Source organism: Streptomyces sp. NPDC059909 (assembly GCF_042730885.1).
In the GTDB taxonomy this organism is placed as follows: Bacteria; Actinomycetota; Actinomycetes; order Streptomycetales; family Streptomycetaceae; genus Streptomyces.
The window spans coordinates 25,684-42,591 of record NZ_JBHWKX010000020.1; the positions used below are offsets into that span (position 1 = coordinate 25,684).

Below are 16,908 nucleotides of genomic sequence, written 5' to 3' on the forward strand. Positions count from 1 at the left end.
CGCTGCTGCTCGGTTCCTGCCGGCTACTGGTGGCCCTCGGCGAGCGCCTTCTCGGTGGCGGCGCGTACGGCCGTCTCCTGTTCGCCGGTGAGGGGTGAGCGCGGCGGCCGGGTCGGTCCGCCCGGACGGCCCGCCAGGTCCATGGAGAGCTTGATGGCCTGGACGAACTCGGTCCTGGAGTCCCAGCGCAGCAGCGGGTGCAGGGACTTGTAGAGCGGCAGCGCGGTGTCCAGGTCCCCGGCGACGGCTGCGTGGTAGAGCGTGGCGCAGGAGGCCGGCAGCGCGTTGGGGTATCCCGCGATCCAGCCGACCGCGCCGGCCAGGGCGAGTTCGAGCAGGACGTCGTCGGCGCCGACCAGCAGATCGAGCCCCGGCGCGAGTTCGGCGATCTCGTAAGCCCGGCGCACGTCGCCGCTGAACTCCTTGACGGCGACGATGCTCTGCTCGCCGTGCAGCCGGGCGAGCAGGGCGGGTGTGAGATCGGTCTTGGTGTCGTACGGGTTGTTGTACGCGACGACGGGCAGGCCGGCGCGAGCGACGTCGGCGTAGTGGGCGGCGACCGCTTCCTCGTCCGCCCGGTAGGCGTTGGGCGGCAGGAGGAGGACGGATCCGGCGCCGGCCTCCGCGGCCTGGTCGGCCCAGCGGCGGGCTTCCGCGCTGCCGTACGCCGACACGCCGGGCATCACCCGGTCCCCGTCGCCCGCCGCCTCGACGGCGGTGCGGACGACGCGGGCGCGTTCGTCGTCGGTGAGCGTCTGGTACTCGCCGAGCGAGCCGTTCGGGACGACGCCGTCGCAGCCGTTCTCGATCAGCCAGGCGACATGCTCCGCGTAGGCGTCGTGGTCGACGGAAAGATCGTCGCGGAGGGGCAGGGCGGTGGCGACCATGATGCCGTGCCAGGGGCGCGTGCGGGGTGCGGGTGCCATAGCAACTCCTAGTGTGAGGTGTGACATTTTACTAATCACTGCGACAGCGCCACAAGGGCAAGCCCCGTCGCGGAGGCAGGAGTCTGACGAGCCGTCGGCCGGCCAGGGACGGGCCCGTCCCTGGCCCTGGGGTCAGGTCCGGTCCGCCTCGTCCGGCGGTACCGTCTCACCGGGCGTGACGCCCGGGCCGGGCAGAGCGGCCAGGTGGTTCAGCGGTACCGGGCAGGACAGGGGGCGCCGGTCCGGGGACGGCTCCTCACCGGCAAGACAGGCTACGGCGGGCCCGCACATCCGCCCCTGGCACCAGCCCATTCCGGCGCGGGTGAGCAGTTTGACGGTGCGGGCGTCGTGGGCACCGAGTTCACCGGCCGCCTCCCTGATCAGCCCCGCCGGCACCTCCTCGCAGCGGCACACATGCGTGGCGTCGTCGAGCCATGCGGTCCAGCCGGGACCCGGGCGGTGCACGGCCGCCATCACCTCGGCGAAGGCGCGCAGTCGCTCGCGGCGGGCGCGCAGCACGGCCGCGCGCCGCGGTCCCGGGGTGCCGTGCAGGGTGCGGGCGACGGAGTAGGCGGCCAGTTCGCCCTCGGCCAGGGCGAGTTCCGCCCCACCGATCCCGCCGGTCTCCCCCGCCGACCACACGCCGGGGACGGATGAGCGCTGCTCGTCGTCGAGGTCCAGGGCGACGGCGCCGTCGGCCGTACGGCGCGTGGCGCAGCCGAGTCCGGTGGCGAGCTCCAGTTGGGGGACCAGTCCGTGGCCGACGGCGAGCGCGTCGCAGGGGATACGGCGCTCGCTGCCGGGGACGGGCCGCCAGTCGCGGTCGAGCCGTGCCACCGTCACGGCCTCGACCCGGTCCGTGCCGTGAGCGGCGGTGACCGCGTGCCGGATGAGCAGGCGTACGCCGTGCCGCAGCAGCGCGCCGCCGTGCAGAGCAGCTTCGGCGAGCTTGCCCGGGTTGCGTACGAGGACCGGAAGTCGACGGGCGTACGCCGGATACGCGGCGGCCTCCACGACGGCGGGCACCTCCGCCCCCGCGGCCGTCAGGGTCCCGGCGACGGCGAGCAGCAGCGGGCCGCTGCCCGCGACGACGGTCCGGCGGCCGGGCAGGACGAGGCCGGACTTGAGCATGGCCTGGGCCCCGCCGGCGCCGACGACTCCGGGCAGCGTCCAGCCGGGGAACGGTAGTTGCCGCTCGTACGCGCCGGTGGCGAGCAGCACCGTTTGGGCCCGGACGGTGACCGCCCTCTCGTCGCCGTCACCGTGTCCCGCGACGGCGTGGAGCCGCCAGCCCGGTGTCCCGCCCGGCTCCTCCGACGGCTCGGCCGCTTCCGGATCGGCGTCCGGAGCGTGTTCGGGAAGGACGGTCCATACGTGGTGTACGGGCAGATGAAGGACACGGCCCGACGCCTTGTGGGCGCGGAGTGCCCGTTCGAGGCGCGCGAACGTACGCCAGCGGTGGTGGAGGGCTTCGGGCCGGGCGGCGCCGAGGCCGGGTGCGGGGTGGCGGTAGAACTGTCCGCCGGGCCGCTCCGCCGCGTCGAGGAGTGTCACCCGCAGCCCGAGGCCGGCCGCGGTGACGGCAGCCGCGAGCCCGGCGGGGCCCGCACCGACGACGGCCAGCTCGCAGGGCGTCGCGGGCTCAGACGGCGAGGTCGTCATGGCCCGTGCCCTTCTGCGTGGTGATCACATCGCCGGGGCGGGCCGGTACCAGGCAGGCACGCTGGTTGGGGCGGCCGTTGACCGTGGCGAGGCAGTCGTAGCAGGTGCCGATGCCGCAGAACGCGCCACGCGGCGCGCCGCCGTCGCGGGTGGTGCGCCAGGCGAGGATGCCCGCTGCCCAGAGAGCGGCGGCAACGCTCTGACCGGGCAGCGCGGTGACGGCGTGTCCGTCGAAGGTGATCTCGTACGGGGGGCCTGGCTCGGCCCTCACCAGGGAGGCCGGTGTCCTGGTCACTGCGCTGCTCCTGCCTGGTCGAAACGGTCGAAACGGTCGGGCCGGAACGGCCGCAGGTCCAGGGCCGGCTGCCCGCCGCTGAGCGCGGCGGCGATCAGCAGCCCGGTGGCCGGGGCCAGCCCGATGCCCGCGCCCTCGTGGCCGCACGCGTGGAACAGTCCCGGCACGCGCGGGTCCGGGCCGATGGCCGGGAGGTGGTCGGGGAGGTAGGGCCGGAAGCCGTGGTACGTACGGATGACGCGTACGCCCGCGAGTACGGGGAAGAGTGCGGCGGCCTGGCCGGCGAGCCGGCGCAGGGCTTCGGTGGACAGGTTCCGGTCGAAGCCGACGCGCTCGCGGGTCGCGCCGATCAGGACCGGTCCCGCGGGCGTGCCTTCGACGACGGCGGAGGACTGGAGGGCCGCGGAGCCGCTGGCGACGTCGGAGATGTAGTCGGCGGCGTAGACCTTGTGGCGGACGACGCGCGGCAGGGGCTCGGTGACGAGGACGAAGCCGCGGCGCGGGAGGACGGGCAGGTGGGTGCCGGCGAGGCGGGCGAGCCCGCCGCCCCAGGTGCCGGTCGCGTTGACGACGGCGGGGGCGTGGAGTTCGCCGCGTCGCGTACGTACGCCGCGGATGGTGCGGTCCGGCCGGGTGAGGACCGCGGTGACTTCCTCGCCGAGGCGGACCTCGGCGCCCGATTCCCGTGCCGACCCCAGGAGTTGGGCGGCTGCCCGGGCGGGCTGGACCTGGGCGTCCTGCGGGTAGTGGAAGCCGCCCGCGAGTCCGTGCGCGAGGTGGGGCTCCAGGTCGTGGAGCCGGTCGGCGGGGATCTCGTCCGCCTCGACGCCGGCCGTGCGCTGGCCTTCGGCGAAGTCGCGCAGTGCGGTGAGGGCGGTCTCGTCGGGCGCCACGACGAGACCGCCTTTGGGCTCGTACTCCGTCTCCGGTGGGAGGACGTCGGTGAGTTCGCGCCAGAGCCGGGTGGACAGCAGCGCGAGGTCGAGCTCGGGCCCCGCCTCCTTGTCGGAGACGAGGAGATTGCCTTCCCCGGCGCCGGTCGTGCCGCCCGCGACGGATCCGCGGTCGACGACCGCGACGGCGAGTCCGAAGCGGCTCGCGTAGTAGGCGCAGGCCGCTCCGACGACGCCGGCGCCGATGATGACGGCGTCCAGGGGACCACGAGGGTGTCTGGTGGGCACAGCAGTAATATGTCACATTGCTGTGTCACCGGGGAAGGGAATCACCGGGAGCGTCACCGGTCGGCCCGGCTCAGCTGCGCAGCGGCCCTTCGCAGCGGTAAGTCGACGTTCCCGCACGGCCGTTGGACCAGATCTCGACCGGCCCGAAGGAGCAGTTCATGTCGGCGAGATTGTTGGAGGCCGCTCCGGCCCGGTCGAGGATGAAGTGGTCGACCGTCTCGGACATGTCCTTGAAGACGAGGTCCGCATCACCGGCGTCGGAGAGGTTGGCGGTGATCCTGCCCGTGCAGGTGAAGCGCCGCTTGCCGGCATCGCCGTTCTCCGTGCAGGCCGGGTCGGCGTGCGTGGCGGCGGCGAAGGAGGCGCGGACGGCGTCCGTCGAGGCGTCCCTGAGCTGCGCGTTGGGGGTGTAGGTGGTGTGGGGCACGAACAGGTCGTCGACCTTCGCGATCTGCGCGTCCAGGAAGCTGTCGTAGGTACGCTGGAGCGCCGGGTCGCCGCCGGTCCGGCTGCGCCACGCGTCGAAGCCCACGGGGTCGTCGGCCCGCAGGTGGCCGTACATCTCCCGCAGCAGCGAGGGCCGTTCGGTCCACAAGAACTCGAAGAACGTGCCCGCGTAGTCGTATAAGCGGAAGCCGTCGCCGTCGTAGGTGGCGTGCAGCAACTGGTTCACGGTCATCCGCCGGCCGCCGCCGGCGGTGTCGTCGATGACGCCCTGGACCAGGGACTTGCGGACGGCGACGCCGTCGTCGCGGGTGGCCCCGTCGAAGAACTCCGCCGTGCCCTCGTCCATCGCGGTGGTGCGGTCGCCGCTGTACCAGGGGCCTTCGCCAAAGTATCCGGGCACGGCCCAGCGGCCGTTGAGGTAGTGGACGTACTCGTGCCGGAAGAGCTCTTCGAGGGTGAGCGAGGAGTCCTGCGGCACCCGGCGCTGGTAGGTGTAGAAGGTGGCGCCGCGCTCGATGTAGATGCCGCCGTTGTCGGTGCCCATGCCGGTGAGGATGGGGTGGTAGACCTCGTAGTCGGCGCGGGAGCCGTACAGCACGATGTTCAGCGAGGTGTTGGTGTCGCCGGCGAGCGGCTGTTCGGCGCCGAGGACCCGGTGGAACTGCGCCTTGACCTGCTTGCTCGCGTAGTAGAGCTGGTCGACGGTGGCACGGTCGAGGCCGGTGCGGACCTTGATGGCTCCGCTGTCGTATGTGTAGGTGTACGGGAAGATCTGCCGCTCGATGTCGTCCTTGCAGACCGCGTACGGCTTGCATGCCTCGTAGAAGTTCAGCCAGGACACGAGTGAGGCCCAGGGCCGGCTGCCGTTGCCGAAGTTGGTGCGGGTGACGGACAGCAGTGCGCCGAGGTCGGGCACGATCTGCGCCTTGAGGGCGTCCACCTGGCCGAAGCGCCCGTACTCGCTCAGCGCGTCGCGCACGACCCACTCGTTCACCGTGCCCTTGAGGTGGGTGTGGCCGGCGAAGGCCCTGAAGGCGGCACGGTACGAGGCGTTCTGGGCGACCACGTCGTGGAACGCGGTGTCCCGGTTGCCGGGGTAGATGCCGAGGTAGTTGACGGAGAGGGCGGCGAGGGCCGCGCCGCCCCAGGAGGCGTCGTCGTACTGGCCCTTGTGGTACCTGTCCATCGTGGCCAGGACCTTCTTGATCAGCCCCGGCTGGCTGTGCCGCAGGCCGGGGGCGCTGCCGGTGTAGAGCGCCTCACGGAGGGTCTCGGCGTTGGCGCGGGTGGCCTGGAAGGTGCGGGACGCGGTACCGAAGTCGTAAATCGCCCGCCGCAGTACCTCGGTGGTCGGAACATCGGTGATGTCGATCTCGGGGCGCGAGAAGTCGTGGTACGCGACCGCGTGGAGGTAGGTGAACATCTCCAGCAGGTGCGTGCTGTTGCGGCCGTCGTGCGCGGCGGCCAGGGAGGATATGCGCCGTCCCACGGCCTGGACGTGGGCGTCCGACATGACCGGCGCGAGGCGCGCGTCCCAGGTCCAGATGAGGTCGGCGAGGCAGCCGTCGGCGGTGACCGCCGGGTCGGCGAGGAAGTCGGCGAGCTGCTCGGGGCCGAGGCGGGTGATGCCGTCGAGCGTGCAGGGGACTCCGGCGGCGCGGAGGGCGGCGTTGCGGGAGTCATCGCTGTTTCCGGGAGCGCGGTCCTGCCGGCCCGGGATACGGCCCTCGGCCAGGGCGCCCGGGGCGGGGGCGGGTTCGGCGCTCGGCTCGGGGGCCCTGGTGAGGCGGTCGACCTCGTCGAAGGGGTTCCGGCCGTGGGTGGCGGCGGCCGTGGCGGGTGCGGGCCGGCCGACGAGGGCGGCCGGGACGGTAGGGGCGGTGGGTGCGGTGCGTTCCGCGGCGGTCGCCCGGGTGGTCTGGCCGAGCGAGGCGAGGAGGGTGACGGCGACGGCTGCGGCGAGCAGGGGTGTGCGCGCGGATCTGGGCAGCACGGATCGTGGCTGGGACACCGAAGGCTCCTGTGTGGGAGGTGGCTGTGGGGTGGTGTGACAGCGGTGCGTTGATCGCGAAGTCCCTTGGTGTACGCGGGGATTGGCCGTACAGGATGGGCGCGATGTGACCCGTAACATAGTAATGTGAAATTGCACTGACAAGCCCTCAGCGCCCCTCCGTCTCCCAGGAGTCGAGATGACCGGCACCCCGCCCCGCGTCCAGCCTCTCCACACGGGGAGCCATGACCTGCCCGTTTCAGCGGAGCTGGCGGCGTTCATGAGCACCGGATGGGCGGCCGCTTCCCTGCCCGCCGATGCCCTCGTCCCGGCTCGTGCCCTCACCCCGGCCCGCCGCGCCCGGCTGTCCGCACGCTTTCCGGGTGAGCGACTGCTGATCCCCGCAGGTGAGTTGAAGGTCCGCTCCAACGACTGCGACCACCGGTTCCGTCCGCACAGCGCGTACGCCTGGCTGACGGGGCTGACCGGCGAGGACCAGGCCGGGCACGTGCTCGTGATGGAACCCTCGGGTGCGGGCGGTGGCCATGAGGCGGTGCTGTATCTGCGGCCGCGGCCTGCCCGTGGCAGTGGCGACGACACGTTCTACCGGGACCGCAGATTCGGGGAGCTCTGGGTGGGCCGCCGCCCCGGCCTCGCCGAGGCCGAGCAGCTGACCGGTGTCCGCTGCGCTCACCTCGACGGCCTCGGCCTGCTGCCGCCCGGCCGCGACGCCGCGACCGACGCCGAACTGGCCACGGCCCTCGCAGAACTGCGTCTGGTCAAGGACGACTGGGAGATCGGGCAGTTGCAGCGTGCGGTCGACCACACCACGGCCGGCTTCGAGGACGTCGTACGCGCGCTGCCCCGCGCTCTCGCCCACCCGCGCGGCGAGCGCTGGATCGAGGGCGTCTTCGGACTGCGCGCCCGGCTGGAGGGCAACGGCACCGGCTACGAAACCATCGCCGCGTCGGGCGCGCACGCCTGTGTCCTGCACTGGACACGCAACGACGGCCGCCTCGACCCGTCCGAGCTGCTGCTGCTCGACGCGGGCGTGGAGAGCGGCACCCTCTACACCGCCGACATCACCCGTACCCTGCCGCTCTCCGGCCGCTTCTCCCCCGTGCAGCGGCGGGTGTACGAACTCGTCCTCGCCGCGCAGGAGGCGGGCATCGCCGCGCTCAGGCCGGGCGCACGCTTCCGCGACTTCCACCGCGCCGCCATGCGGGTGATCGCGGAGGGGCTGGCCGACTGGGGTGTGCTGACGAACGCCGAGGGCGACTTCCACCGGCGCTACACGCTGTGCAGCAGCGGCCATATGCTCGGCCTCGACGTCCACGACTGCGCCAGGGCCCGCGCGGAGGCCTACCTCGACGGGGTGCTGGAGGAGGGCCAGGTCCTGACCGTCGAGCCCGGCCTGTATCTCCAGCCCGACGACGAGACCCTGCCCGCCGAGCTGCGCGGTATCGGGGTGCGCATCGAGGACGATCTGGTCGTCACGGCGGACGGCGCCCGGCTGATGTCGGGTGCGCTGCCGCGTACGCCTGACGACGTCGAAGAGTGGATGGGCACGCTGTTGGACGGGTGACCGTGCAGTGTCAAAGCGGCGCTGTGTGTCGTGCCCTACGGCAGTACGGCGATCCCGTCCAGCTCGACCAGCGCCTGCTCGTCCCAGAGGCGTACGGCGCCGATGACCGCCATGGCGGGGTAGTCGCGGCCCGCCAGGCGGTGCCAGACGCGCCCGAGTTCATGGCTGTGGGCACGGTAGTCGGCGACATCGGTGGCGTAGACGGTGACGCGGGCCAGGTCGTGGGAGGTGCCGCCGGCCGCGGTGAGGGCGGCGAGGAGATTGGAGAGGGCGGTCTCGAACTGCTCCACGAGCCCGGTCCCGACGACCTTGCCGTCCGCGTCGAGTGCGGTCTGCCCCGCGAGGAAGACCAGCCGGGATCCAGCCGCGGCGACGGCGTGCGAGAAGCCGGTGGCCGGGGACAGCCCGGGCGGGTTGATGCGTTCCAGACTCATCGGGCGTCCTCCCTGGGGCCGGTCCTGGCGTACAGCTCCTTGGCGATGATGCTGCGCTGCACCTCGCTCGCGCCTTCGTAGATGCGGGGGGCGCGGACCTCCCGGTAGAGGTGCTCCAGCAGATGGCCGCGCTGAAGGGCGCGTGCACCGTGCAGTTGCACCGCCGCGTCCACGACGTACTGGGCGGTCTCGGTCGCGAACAGCTTCGCCATCGCGGACCGCTGCGGCACGTCCGCCGCGCCGGCGTCGTACGCGGCGGCGGCCGCGTACACCAGCAGTCGCGCCGCCTCCGTCCGCGTCGCCATCTCGGCGGCCTGGTGGGAGACGGCCTGAAGATCCTTCAGCGGTCCGCCGAAGGCGATCCGGCCCGATGTGTGGGCGAGCGTCGCGTCGAGCGCCGCCTGTGCCATGCCGACCGCGAAGGCGCCGACGCTGGGCCGGAAGAGGTTGAGGGTGTTCATGGCGACCCGGAAGCCGCCGCCCGCCTCGCCGATGACGTCGTCGCGGGTGACGGGCACGCCGTCGAAGGCGAGCGTGCCGATGGGGTGCGGTGAGAGCATCTCCAGTGCGCTGCCGGTGAGACCGGGACGGTCGGCGGGGACGAGGAACGCGGTGACGCCCCGGGCGCCGGGCGCTTCACCCGTTCGGGCGAACACGGTGAAGAAATCCGCCTCGGGGGCGTTGGAGATCCAGCGTTTCTCGCCGGTCAGCCGCCAGCCGTCGTCCCCGTGCCGTGCGGCGTCGAGTGCGAGCGCCGCGGCGTCGGACCCGGCGTCCGGCTCGCTGAGCGCGAAGGCGGCGACGGCCCGGCCCGCGACGACTTCCGGGAGCCAGCGTTCGCGTTGTGCGCGGGTGCCGGCCTGGACGAGCGGGTACGTGCCGAGCCCCTGGAGGGCGAGGGCGGTCTCGGCCTCCGTGCAGGCGTACGCGAGGGACTCGCGCAGCACACACAGGTCGAGTGCGCTCGCGTCGCCGAACAGGCGCTTGAGCAGGCCGAGTTCACCGAGGGCGGCGACGAGCGGCCGGTTGACGCGGCCCGGCTCGCCCTTCTCGGCGAGGGGGCGCAGCCGTTCGGCCGCGAGCGTGCGGAGCTCCGCGCGCCAGGCGGTTTGTGCCGGATCGAGCGAGAATACAGGCATCCGAGCCCCCACTTCCTGCGCATCTGCCGCGGGCCCGTCACGGGACCCGCCACCGGACCTATCGCGAACCGTTGACTGTCGTCACCATCACGATACGCTCGTTGCGCGGCCCCACCACGACAAGGGGGCGAACATGGAGCTGACATCCTCGGCCCACCGCGACACCTTTGCGCGCGACCATCTCCCGCCCGCGGAGCAATGGCCCCGGCTGCTGCTCGACCTGCCCGAGCTGCGCTATCCGGAGCGGCTCAACTGCGGGGCGGAGCTGCTCGACGCGACGATCGAGCGGTACGGCGCGGGCAGGACCGTCTTCCGCGACGGGAACGGCACGGTCTGGACGTACGGCGAGCTGCGCGAGCACGTGAACCGGATCGCGCATGTGCTGACCGGCGAGCTGGGTGTGGTGCCAGGCAACCGGGTGCTGCTGCGCGGCCCGACCACCCCCTGGCTCGCGGCCTGCTGGCTCGCGGTGATGAAGGCGGGCGCGGTCGCCGTCACCGTGCTGGCCCAGCAGCGGTCGCAGGAGCTCGCCACGATGTGCGGAATCGCCCGGGTGGAGCATGCGCTGTGCGACGTCCGTGCGGTCGACGACCTGGTGAAGGCCGAGGTGCCGGGGCTGCGGGTCGTTGCCTACGGCGGGGACGCGCCCGACGACCTGCTGCGGCTGGCGGCCGGGAAGCCGGCGTCGTACGAGGCCGTGGCGACGGCGGCCGACGATGTCGCGCTCATCGCCTTCACGAGCGGGACGACGGGGCGGCCCAAGGGGTGCATGCACTTCCACCGGGACGTGCTGGCCGTCGCCGACACCTTCTCGGCGCGGGTGCTGCGGCCCACGCCGGACGACGTCTTCGCGGGCAGTCCTCCGCTGGGATTCACCTTCGGGCTCGGCGGTCTGGTGATCTTCCCGATGCGGGCGGGCGCGTCGGCGCTGCTGCTGGAGCAGGCGGGGCCGAAGCAGTTGCCGCCGGCGATCGCCGAGCACCGGGTCTCGGTCCTGTTCACCGCGCCGACCGCGTATCGCCTGATGCTGGACGATCTCGCCGGGTACGACGTGACGTCCCTGCGGCGCTGTGTGTCGGCCGGGGAGAATCTGCCGGCCGCGACCTGGCAGGCATGGCAGGAGCAGACCGGGCTGCGCATCATCAACGGCATCGGCGCGACCGAGCTGCTGCACATCTTCATCTCCGCGGCGGACGGGGACATCCGGCCCGGGACGACCGGGCTGCCGGTGCCGGGCTGGGAGGCGCGGGTCGTGGACGGCGCGACCGGGGTGCCGGTGCCGGACGGCGAACCGGGGCTCCTCGCGGTGCGCGGGCCGGTGGGCTGCCGCTATCTGTCGGACCCGCGGCAGCGCGAGTACGTGCGCGACGGCTGGAATGTCACGGGTGACACGTACGTGCGGGAGCCGGACGGGTGGTTCCGCTATGTCGCCCGCGCCGACGACATGATCATCTCGGCGGGCTACAACATCGCGGGGCCCGAGGTCGAGGACGCGCTGCTGGCCCACCCCGATGTGGTGGAGGCTGCGGTGGTCGCCCGGCCCGACGAGCTGCGTGGCCAGATCGTGGCGGCGTACGTCGTGGTGCGCGACGGCGTGGGGCGCGACGAGGCGACGGCGGGGACGCTGCGCGACTTCGTCAAGTCCCGTCTGGTGCCGTACAAGTGCCCGCGCGCGATCGTCTTCCTCGACGCGCTGCCCCGTACGCCGACCGGCAAGCTGCAGCGCTTCAGGCTGAGGGCCCTAGAGTGATCACGTGGCCGAGCAGCACACCCCCCGTTCCCTGATCGTCACCCTGTACGGCGCGTACGGACGCGAGACCGCGGGACCCCTCGCGGTGGCGGAGCTGATCCGTCTGCTGGGTGCGCTCGGTGTGGACGCTCCGTCCGTGCGCTCCTCGGTCTCCCGGCTCAAGCGGCGCGGCCTGCTCGTCGCGGAGCGCGCGGCGTCCGGCGCGGCCGGTTACGCGCTGTCGGCGGACGCCCGTCAGCTCCTCGACGACGGTGACGAGCGCATCTACGGCCACACCGCGTCGACGCTGTCCGACGGCTGGGTGCTCGCGGTCTTCTCCGTCCCCGAGGCCGAACGCCACAAGCGCCATCTCCTGCGCTCCCGCCTCGCCCGCCTGGGCTTCGGCACGGCCGCGCCCGGCGTCTGGATCGCCCCGGCCCGCTTCCACGAGGAGACCCGGCACACGCTGCGCCGCCTCCAGCTCGATCCGTACGTGGACCTCTTCCGCGGCGAGCACCTCGGCTTCGCGCCGACGGCGGACGCGGTGGCCCGCTGGTGGGACCTGACGGCGATCGCGAAGCAGCACGAGGAGTTCCTGGACGCGCACGGTCCGGTGCTGCGGCGGTGGGAGTCGCGCCCCGACACGCCGCCCGAGGAGGCGTACCGCGACTACCTCCTCGCCCTCGACTCCTGGCGCCGCCTGCCCTACGCGGACCCGGGCCTGCCGCAGGAGCTCCTGCCCGACGACTGGCCGGGCGGCCGCTCGGCGGCGGTCTTCGCGGGGCTGCACAAGCGGCTGCGGGACGCGGGTGCGGAGTTCGTGCAACCGTACGGTTCCGGCGATCGTCGTACCGGGGCGTGAGCTCACATCCTGTTTCCCGGCTCCAGGGGCTGTCCTGGGGCGCGGCTGCCCTGACGGGCGCAGCCGCCGCCTACGGGGCGAGCGCGCTGGTGGCGCAAGCGCGGTCCTACTGCGACGCCGCCTGGGAGCCGCCGCACCGCTTCACCCACCTGGTCGAGTTCCTCGGCCTGGCTGCGGGCACAGCCTTCGCCGCCGTGACGGTGGCGGTCCTCGCCCGCGCGGCGGCGGTGCGCGGGCCGCGCCCGCTGCGTGCGTCGGCCCAGCTGGTCGGCGTGCTGCTGGTGGTGGCGTGGCTCGCTTGGTGGTACGTGGGCGCGCAGGCGACCCCGGCGGGCTACCCAGGGGACTCGGGGCTGTGCCCGGACAGCAACGTCCCGCCGTGGTGGCCGGGGTGGCTGCCGACGTGAGCGGGGCCCTGCCTGTGCCATGCCTGTCTCACGGGCGAGGCGTGAGCGTGAGGCGGGGCCTCGGGGCGTCCGTGCGGCCCGTAGGGGGTTTGCGGCTCCCGGCGCGGTACGGGAGCGGCCAGGGGGCGGCCGGGCCGGTGTAGTCCTGGTCGGCGGCCGCGTGGAGGGTCCAGTGGGGGTCGTACAGGTGGGGGCGGGCCAGGGCGCAGAGGTCGGCGCGGCCCGCGAGGAGCAGCGAGTTGACGTCGTCCCAGGAGGAGATCGCGCCGACGGAGACGACCGGGACGCGGAGGGTGTTGCGGATACGGTCGGCGTAGGGGGTCTGGTAGGAGCGGCCGTACTCGGGGCGTTCGTCCGGGACGACCTGGCCGGTGGAGACGTCGATGGCGTCGGCGCCGTGGGCGGCGAACGCCCGGGCGATCTCCACGGCGTCCTGCGCGTTGGTGCCGCCGGGGGCCCAGTCGGTGGCGGAGATGCGGACGGTCATGGGCCGGTCGTCGGGCCACACCTCCCGGACGGCGTCGAAGACTTCGAGCGGGTAGCGCAGCCGGGCGGCGAGGCTGCCTCCGTAGGCGTCCGTGCGCTGGTTGGTGAGCGGGGAGAGGAAGCCGGAGAGCAGGTAGCCGTGGGCGCAGTGGAGTTCGAGCAGGTCGAATCCGCAGTGCGCGGCGCGCGTGGCCGCCGCGGCGAACTGGTCCCGGACGTCGGCGAGTCCGGCCCGGTCGAGCTGGTGCGGGACCTGGTTGACGCCCGGGCGGTACGGCAGCGGTGAGGCGGCGACGAGCGGCCAGTTGCCGTCCGGCAGGGGCTGGTCGATGCCCTCCCACATCAGCCGGGTGGAGCCCTTGCGGCCGGAGTGGCCGAGCTGGACGCCGATGGCCGTGCCGGGCGAGCGCGTGTGGACGAAGTCGGTGATGCGCTGCCAGGCGGCGGCTTGTTCGTCGGTGTAGAGGCCGGCGCAGCCGGGTGTGATGCGGCCGTCGGCGCTGACGCAGACCATCTCGGTCATGACGAGTCCGGCGCCGCCGAGTGCCCGTGCGCCGAGGTGGACGAGGTGGAAGTCGCCGGGGACGCCGTCCTCGGCGGAGTACATGTCCATGGGCGAGACGACGACCCGGTTGCGCAGGGTCAGTCCGCGCAGCCGGAAGGGTGTGAACATCGGCGGCGTGCCGGGCGGGCAGCCGAAGTCCCGTTCGACGGACTCGGTGAACGCTGTGTCTCGCAGCCGGAGGTTGTCGTGTGTGACACGGCGGCTGCGGGTGAGGAGGTTGAAGGCGAACTGCGGTGGCGGCTGGTCGAGATACGACCCGAGCTCCTCGAACCAGCGCAGGCTGGCCGCCGCGGCGCGCTGGGTCGACTCCACGACGGGCCGGCGCTCGGTCTCGTACGCCGCGAGTGCCTCGGGGAGCGTGGGCTGTTCCTCGATGCAGGCGGCGAGGGCGAGGGCGTCCTCGACGGCGAGTTTGGTGCCGGAGCCGATGGAGAAGTGGGCGGTGTGCGCGGCGTCGCCGAGCAGCACCGTGTTCCCGTGCGCCCAGCGGTCGTTGACGACCGTGCGGAAGGCGATCCACGAGGAGCTGTTGGCGCGCAGCGGGCGGCCGCCGAGCGCGTCGGCGAAGACCTTGGCGCAGCGCTCGGCCGACTGCTGCTCATCGCACTCGTCGAGCCCGGCGGCCCGCCAGACCTCCTCGCGCATCTCGACGATGACGGTGGAGGCGGCAGGTGAGTAGGGGTAGCCGTGGAGTTGCATCACGCCGTGCTCGGTCTCCGCGATCTCGAAGCGGAAGGCGTCGAAGGCGAAGTCGGCGGCGAGCCAGATGTAGCGGCAGCGGTGGGTCGTGATGCTGGGTGCGAAGACGTCGGCGTGTGCGGCACGGGTGAGGCTGTGCACCCCGTCGGCGGCGATGACGAGGTCGTACGAGGCGGCGAGTTCGGCGGCGGGCGGGGCCTGCGTGCGGAACCGGAGCCGTACGCCGAGGGACGCGCAGCGTTCGTGCAGGATCTTCAGGAGCCTGCGCCGGCCGAGCGCGGCGAAGCCGTGTCCGCCGGAGGTGAGGGTGTGGCCGCGGTGGACGATGTCGATGTCGTCCCAGCGGACGAACTCGTCCTGGAGCGCCCGGTACACGGCGGGGTCGGCGTGCTCGATGCCGCCGAGGGTCTCGTCGGAGAGGACGACGCCGAAGCCGAAGGTGTCGTCGGGGGCGTTGCGCTCCCACACGGTGATGTCGCGGCGGGGGTCGAGCCGCTTGAGCAGCGCGGCGGCGTACAGGCCTCCGGGGCCGCCGCCGATGACGGCGACGCGGAGGGGGGCGTCGCGGTGGCGGGCATCGCCGACGGGGGCGTCGCCTGCGGCGGGTTCTTCCCCAGCCCGCCCCTCCCCGAACTGGGGGGCAACCTCCCCGGCCCCCCGCTGGGGCTCCGGCGCCGACCCCATTTCGGGGGCTCCGCCCCCGCACCCCCTTCCCCTACGCCCTGGCGGGCGTGGGGGGACGGCCACCTCAGTCGCCGGGCGGGCTTCTTCTGGGCGCGTCCGGGCCGACCGGGCGGTACCGGGCACGTCCCGAGGGGCTGGGGGCTCGCCCCCGGAACCGAAGGGGCCGCGGGACTCCCCCGCGTACGACGGCATCGTCAGCGCCCCTGCCAGTTCGGGGCGCGCTTCTCCGTGAACGCCGCGTGGAACTCCGCGTAGTCCTCGCCGTTCATGAGCAGTGCCTGCGTCGCCGCGTCCAGCTCCACCGCCGCGGCGAGCGGCATGTCGAGTTCCGCGGTGAGCAGGGCCTTGGTCTGGGCGTGGGCGAGGGCGGGGCCGTCGGCGAGGCGGCGGGCGAGGGCCGCGGCCGCCTTGTCCGCCTCGCCCTCCCCCGTCAGCTCGCTGATCAGTCCGATCCGCTCGGCCTCGACGGCCCGGACCGGCTCGCCGAGCATCAGGAGCCGCGTCGCATGTCCGAGCCCGACGACACGCGGCAGCAGATACGCCGCGCCCATGTCGCCGCCGGAGAGGCCGACCTTGGTGAAGAGGAAGGAGAAGCGGGCGGTCGGGTCGGCGACCCGGAAGTCCGCGGCGAGTGCGAGCACCGCGCCGGCGCCCGCCGCGACGCCGTGCACCGCCGCGATCACGGGGAAGGGGCACTCGCGCAGGGCCCGTACGACCTGCCCGGTCATCCGGTTGAAGTCGAGGAGCTGGGCGGTGTCCATGGAGAGCGTGGCGCCGATGATCTCGTCGACGTCGCCGCCGGAGCAGAAGCCGCGGCCCTCGCCGCCGAGGACCAGCGCGCGCACGGACCGCTCGCGCGACAGCTCGGCGAGCAGGTCGCGCAGGTCGGCGTAGGCGCCGAAGGTGAGCGCGTTGAGCTTGTCGGGGCGGTCGAGGGTGACGGTCGCGACGCCGTCCTGCCTGGTCAGGCGTAGATGGCGCCACTCGTCAGTGCGGGGCGCGGAGCTGGGAAAGGGGCTCATGGACGCGGCCTCCCTCGGGCTGCCGGCTGCTGCGGACTGCTGCCGGCCACATGCCTGCCCCACGAAGTTATCACTCGCTCGTGACTTCCGTCACGAGTGCGCAATACGGTCCGACCCACTCGAGGCAGAACCCGACGGCCCGTCACACGGTCGCGGCTCGGCAAAGGTCCCGTATCAGGTGGGGCACAGGTCCTGGGACTGACGGCCCAGAGGCCCTTACCCAGGCCCTCCCGCTCCGTATGGTTGAAACCAGTACCAGAGGTACTGGAGCGCAGCGAACGGACCCGTCTTGTGTAAAGCCCCCTCCACCGCCGACTCGGCGGCGGCCGCGAACACCCCCTCCTGGCGTCTCGCGCTGCCGCACACGGCGGCCGCGGTACCGCTCGCCCGCGCCCTGATCCGTACCGCCTTCGCGGACCTCGGGACGGTGGCGGACAGCGACACCGCGGAACTCCTCACGGCGGAGCTCGTCGCCAACGCGGTGGAGCACACCGCGGGCCAGGGCCCGATCCAGCTGGTCGTGGAGCTGCTGCCGACGGGCTGCCAGGTCGAGGTGCACGACCACGACCCCGCCCCGCCGGGCGGGCTCTCCGATCCGCTGCCGGAGTCGGAGCCCGACCCCTGGCAGGAGCACGGACGCGGTCTGCTCCTCATCCGCGCCCTCAGCTCCGCCTGCGGCCACCGCCCCACCCCTCACGGCAAGGCGGTCTGGTTCACGCTTCCCGCGGCACCGGGCACGGCTGCCGCTCCGGGGGTGCCGGCTCCTCGGCCGCCGCACACCGAGTCGTAGCGGCC

At 73.2% G+C, this 16,908-nt stretch carries 14 protein-coding genes; 5 read left to right on the top strand and 9 right to left on the bottom strand.

The window, feature by feature from the left end; genetic code table 11:
• Window positions 1–23: 23 nt before the first annotated feature.
• The 5 genes from ACFV9O_RS16075 to ACFV9O_RS16095 all read right to left on the bottom strand — a co-directional run bounded on the left by ACFV9O_RS16075 (window position 24) and on the right by ACFV9O_RS16095 (window position 6,642).
• Complete coding sequence (locus ACFV9O_RS16075; protein ID WP_385417740.1) at window positions 24–926, bottom strand: dihydrodipicolinate synthase family protein; 903 nt, start codon at window positions 924–926, stop codon at window positions 24–26.
• 132 nt (window positions 927–1,058) lie between these two features.
• Window positions 1,059–2,588 carry an FAD-dependent oxidoreductase gene (locus tag ACFV9O_RS16080; protein WP_385417743.1) on the bottom strand — a complete coding sequence of 510 codons (1,530 nt, stop codon included), beginning with the start codon at window positions 2,586–2,588 and terminating at the stop codon, window positions 1,059–1,061.
• Window positions 2,569–2,883 (bottom strand): (2Fe-2S)-binding protein, encoded by a 315-nt coding sequence (locus ACFV9O_RS16085; RefSeq protein WP_385417745.1) that lies wholly within the window; start codon window positions 2,881–2,883, stop codon window positions 2,569–2,571. The genes ACFV9O_RS16080 and ACFV9O_RS16085 overlap by 20 nt, the downstream gene beginning before the upstream one ends.
• Window positions 2,880–4,064, bottom strand: a complete 1,185-nt coding sequence (locus tag ACFV9O_RS16090) for an NAD(P)/FAD-dependent oxidoreductase (RefSeq protein ID WP_385417748.1) — start codon at window positions 4,062–4,064, stop codon at window positions 2,880–2,882. Before ACFV9O_RS16090 ends, ACFV9O_RS16085 begins: the two co-directional genes overlap by 4 nt.
• Before the next feature lie 70 nt (window positions 4,065–4,134).
• A complete protein-coding gene (locus tag ACFV9O_RS16095) occupies window positions 4,135–6,642 on the bottom strand; it encodes a collagenase (protein WP_385417750.1) in 2,508 nt (835 codons plus the stop codon).
• Window positions 6,643–6,700: 58 nt separating this feature from the next.
• Here ACFV9O_RS16095 and ACFV9O_RS16100 point away from each other — a divergent pair, with 58 nt between their 5' ends.
• Window positions 6,701–8,086, top strand: a complete 1,386-nt coding sequence (locus ACFV9O_RS16100) for an aminopeptidase P family protein (protein WP_385417753.1) — start codon at window positions 6,701–6,703, stop codon at window positions 8,084–8,086.
• A gap of 35 nt (window positions 8,087–8,121) precedes the next feature.
• On the opposite strand, the gene ACFV9O_RS16105 is transcribed toward ACFV9O_RS16100, so the two are convergent.
• Together ACFV9O_RS16105 and ACFV9O_RS16110 are read right to left on the bottom strand one after the other, a co-directional pair.
• A complete protein-coding gene (locus ACFV9O_RS16105) occupies window positions 8,122–8,520 on the bottom strand; it encodes a RidA family protein (protein WP_385417756.1) in 399 nt (132 codons plus the stop codon).
• Window positions 8,517–9,659 carry an acyl-CoA dehydrogenase family protein gene (locus ACFV9O_RS16110; protein WP_385417759.1) on the bottom strand — a complete coding sequence of 381 codons (1,143 nt, stop codon included), beginning with the start codon at window positions 9,657–9,659 and terminating at the stop codon, window positions 8,517–8,519. Before ACFV9O_RS16110 ends, ACFV9O_RS16105 begins: the two co-directional genes overlap by 4 nt.
• A gap of 133 nt (window positions 9,660–9,792) precedes the next feature.
• On the opposite strand from ACFV9O_RS16110, the gene ACFV9O_RS16115 reads away from it, so the two are divergent.
• From ACFV9O_RS16115 to ACFV9O_RS16125, 3 genes are read left to right on the top strand one after another with little or no spacing between them, the layout of a single operon-like run.
• Window positions 9,793–11,409: an AMP-binding protein gene (locus tag ACFV9O_RS16115; protein WP_385417762.1), complete on the top strand. Its 1,617-nt coding sequence runs from the start codon at window positions 9,793–9,795 to the stop codon at window positions 11,407–11,409.
• Between the two features lie 4 nt (window positions 11,410–11,413).
• The gene (locus tag ACFV9O_RS16120) at window positions 11,414–12,250 is read left to right on the top strand and encodes a PaaX family transcriptional regulator C-terminal domain-containing protein (RefSeq protein WP_385417764.1); all 837 of its coding nucleotides are present in this window, start codon (window positions 11,414–11,416) and stop codon (window positions 12,248–12,250) included.
• Window positions 12,247–12,657: a hypothetical protein gene (locus ACFV9O_RS16125; RefSeq protein ID WP_385417767.1), complete on the top strand. Its 411-nt coding sequence runs from the start codon at window positions 12,247–12,249 to the stop codon at window positions 12,655–12,657. The genes ACFV9O_RS16120 and ACFV9O_RS16125 overlap by 4 nt, the downstream gene beginning before the upstream one ends.
• Before the next feature lie 28 nt (window positions 12,658–12,685).
• Here ACFV9O_RS16125 and ACFV9O_RS16130 read toward each other — a convergent pair whose 3' ends face one another.
• The gene (locus ACFV9O_RS16130; RefSeq protein WP_385417770.1) at window positions 12,686–15,091 is read right to left on the bottom strand and encodes a bifunctional salicylyl-CoA 5-hydroxylase/oxidoreductase; all 2,406 of its coding nucleotides are present in this window, start codon (window positions 15,089–15,091) and stop codon (window positions 12,686–12,688) included.
• Between the two features lie 194 nt (window positions 15,092–15,285).
• Window positions 15,286–16,113, bottom strand: coding sequence for an enoyl-CoA hydratase family protein (locus ACFV9O_RS16135; RefSeq protein WP_385417772.1), 828 nt, complete (start codon window positions 16,111–16,113; stop codon window positions 15,286–15,288).
• A 289-nt stretch (window positions 16,114–16,402) separates the two neighbouring features.
• On the opposite strand from ACFV9O_RS16135, the gene ACFV9O_RS16140 reads away from it, so the two are divergent.
• Window positions 16,403–16,903, top strand: a complete 501-nt coding sequence (locus ACFV9O_RS16140; protein ID WP_385417775.1) for an ATP-binding protein — start codon at window positions 16,403–16,405, stop codon at window positions 16,901–16,903.
• The last annotated feature ends 5 nt before the right edge of the window (window positions 16,904–16,908 follow it).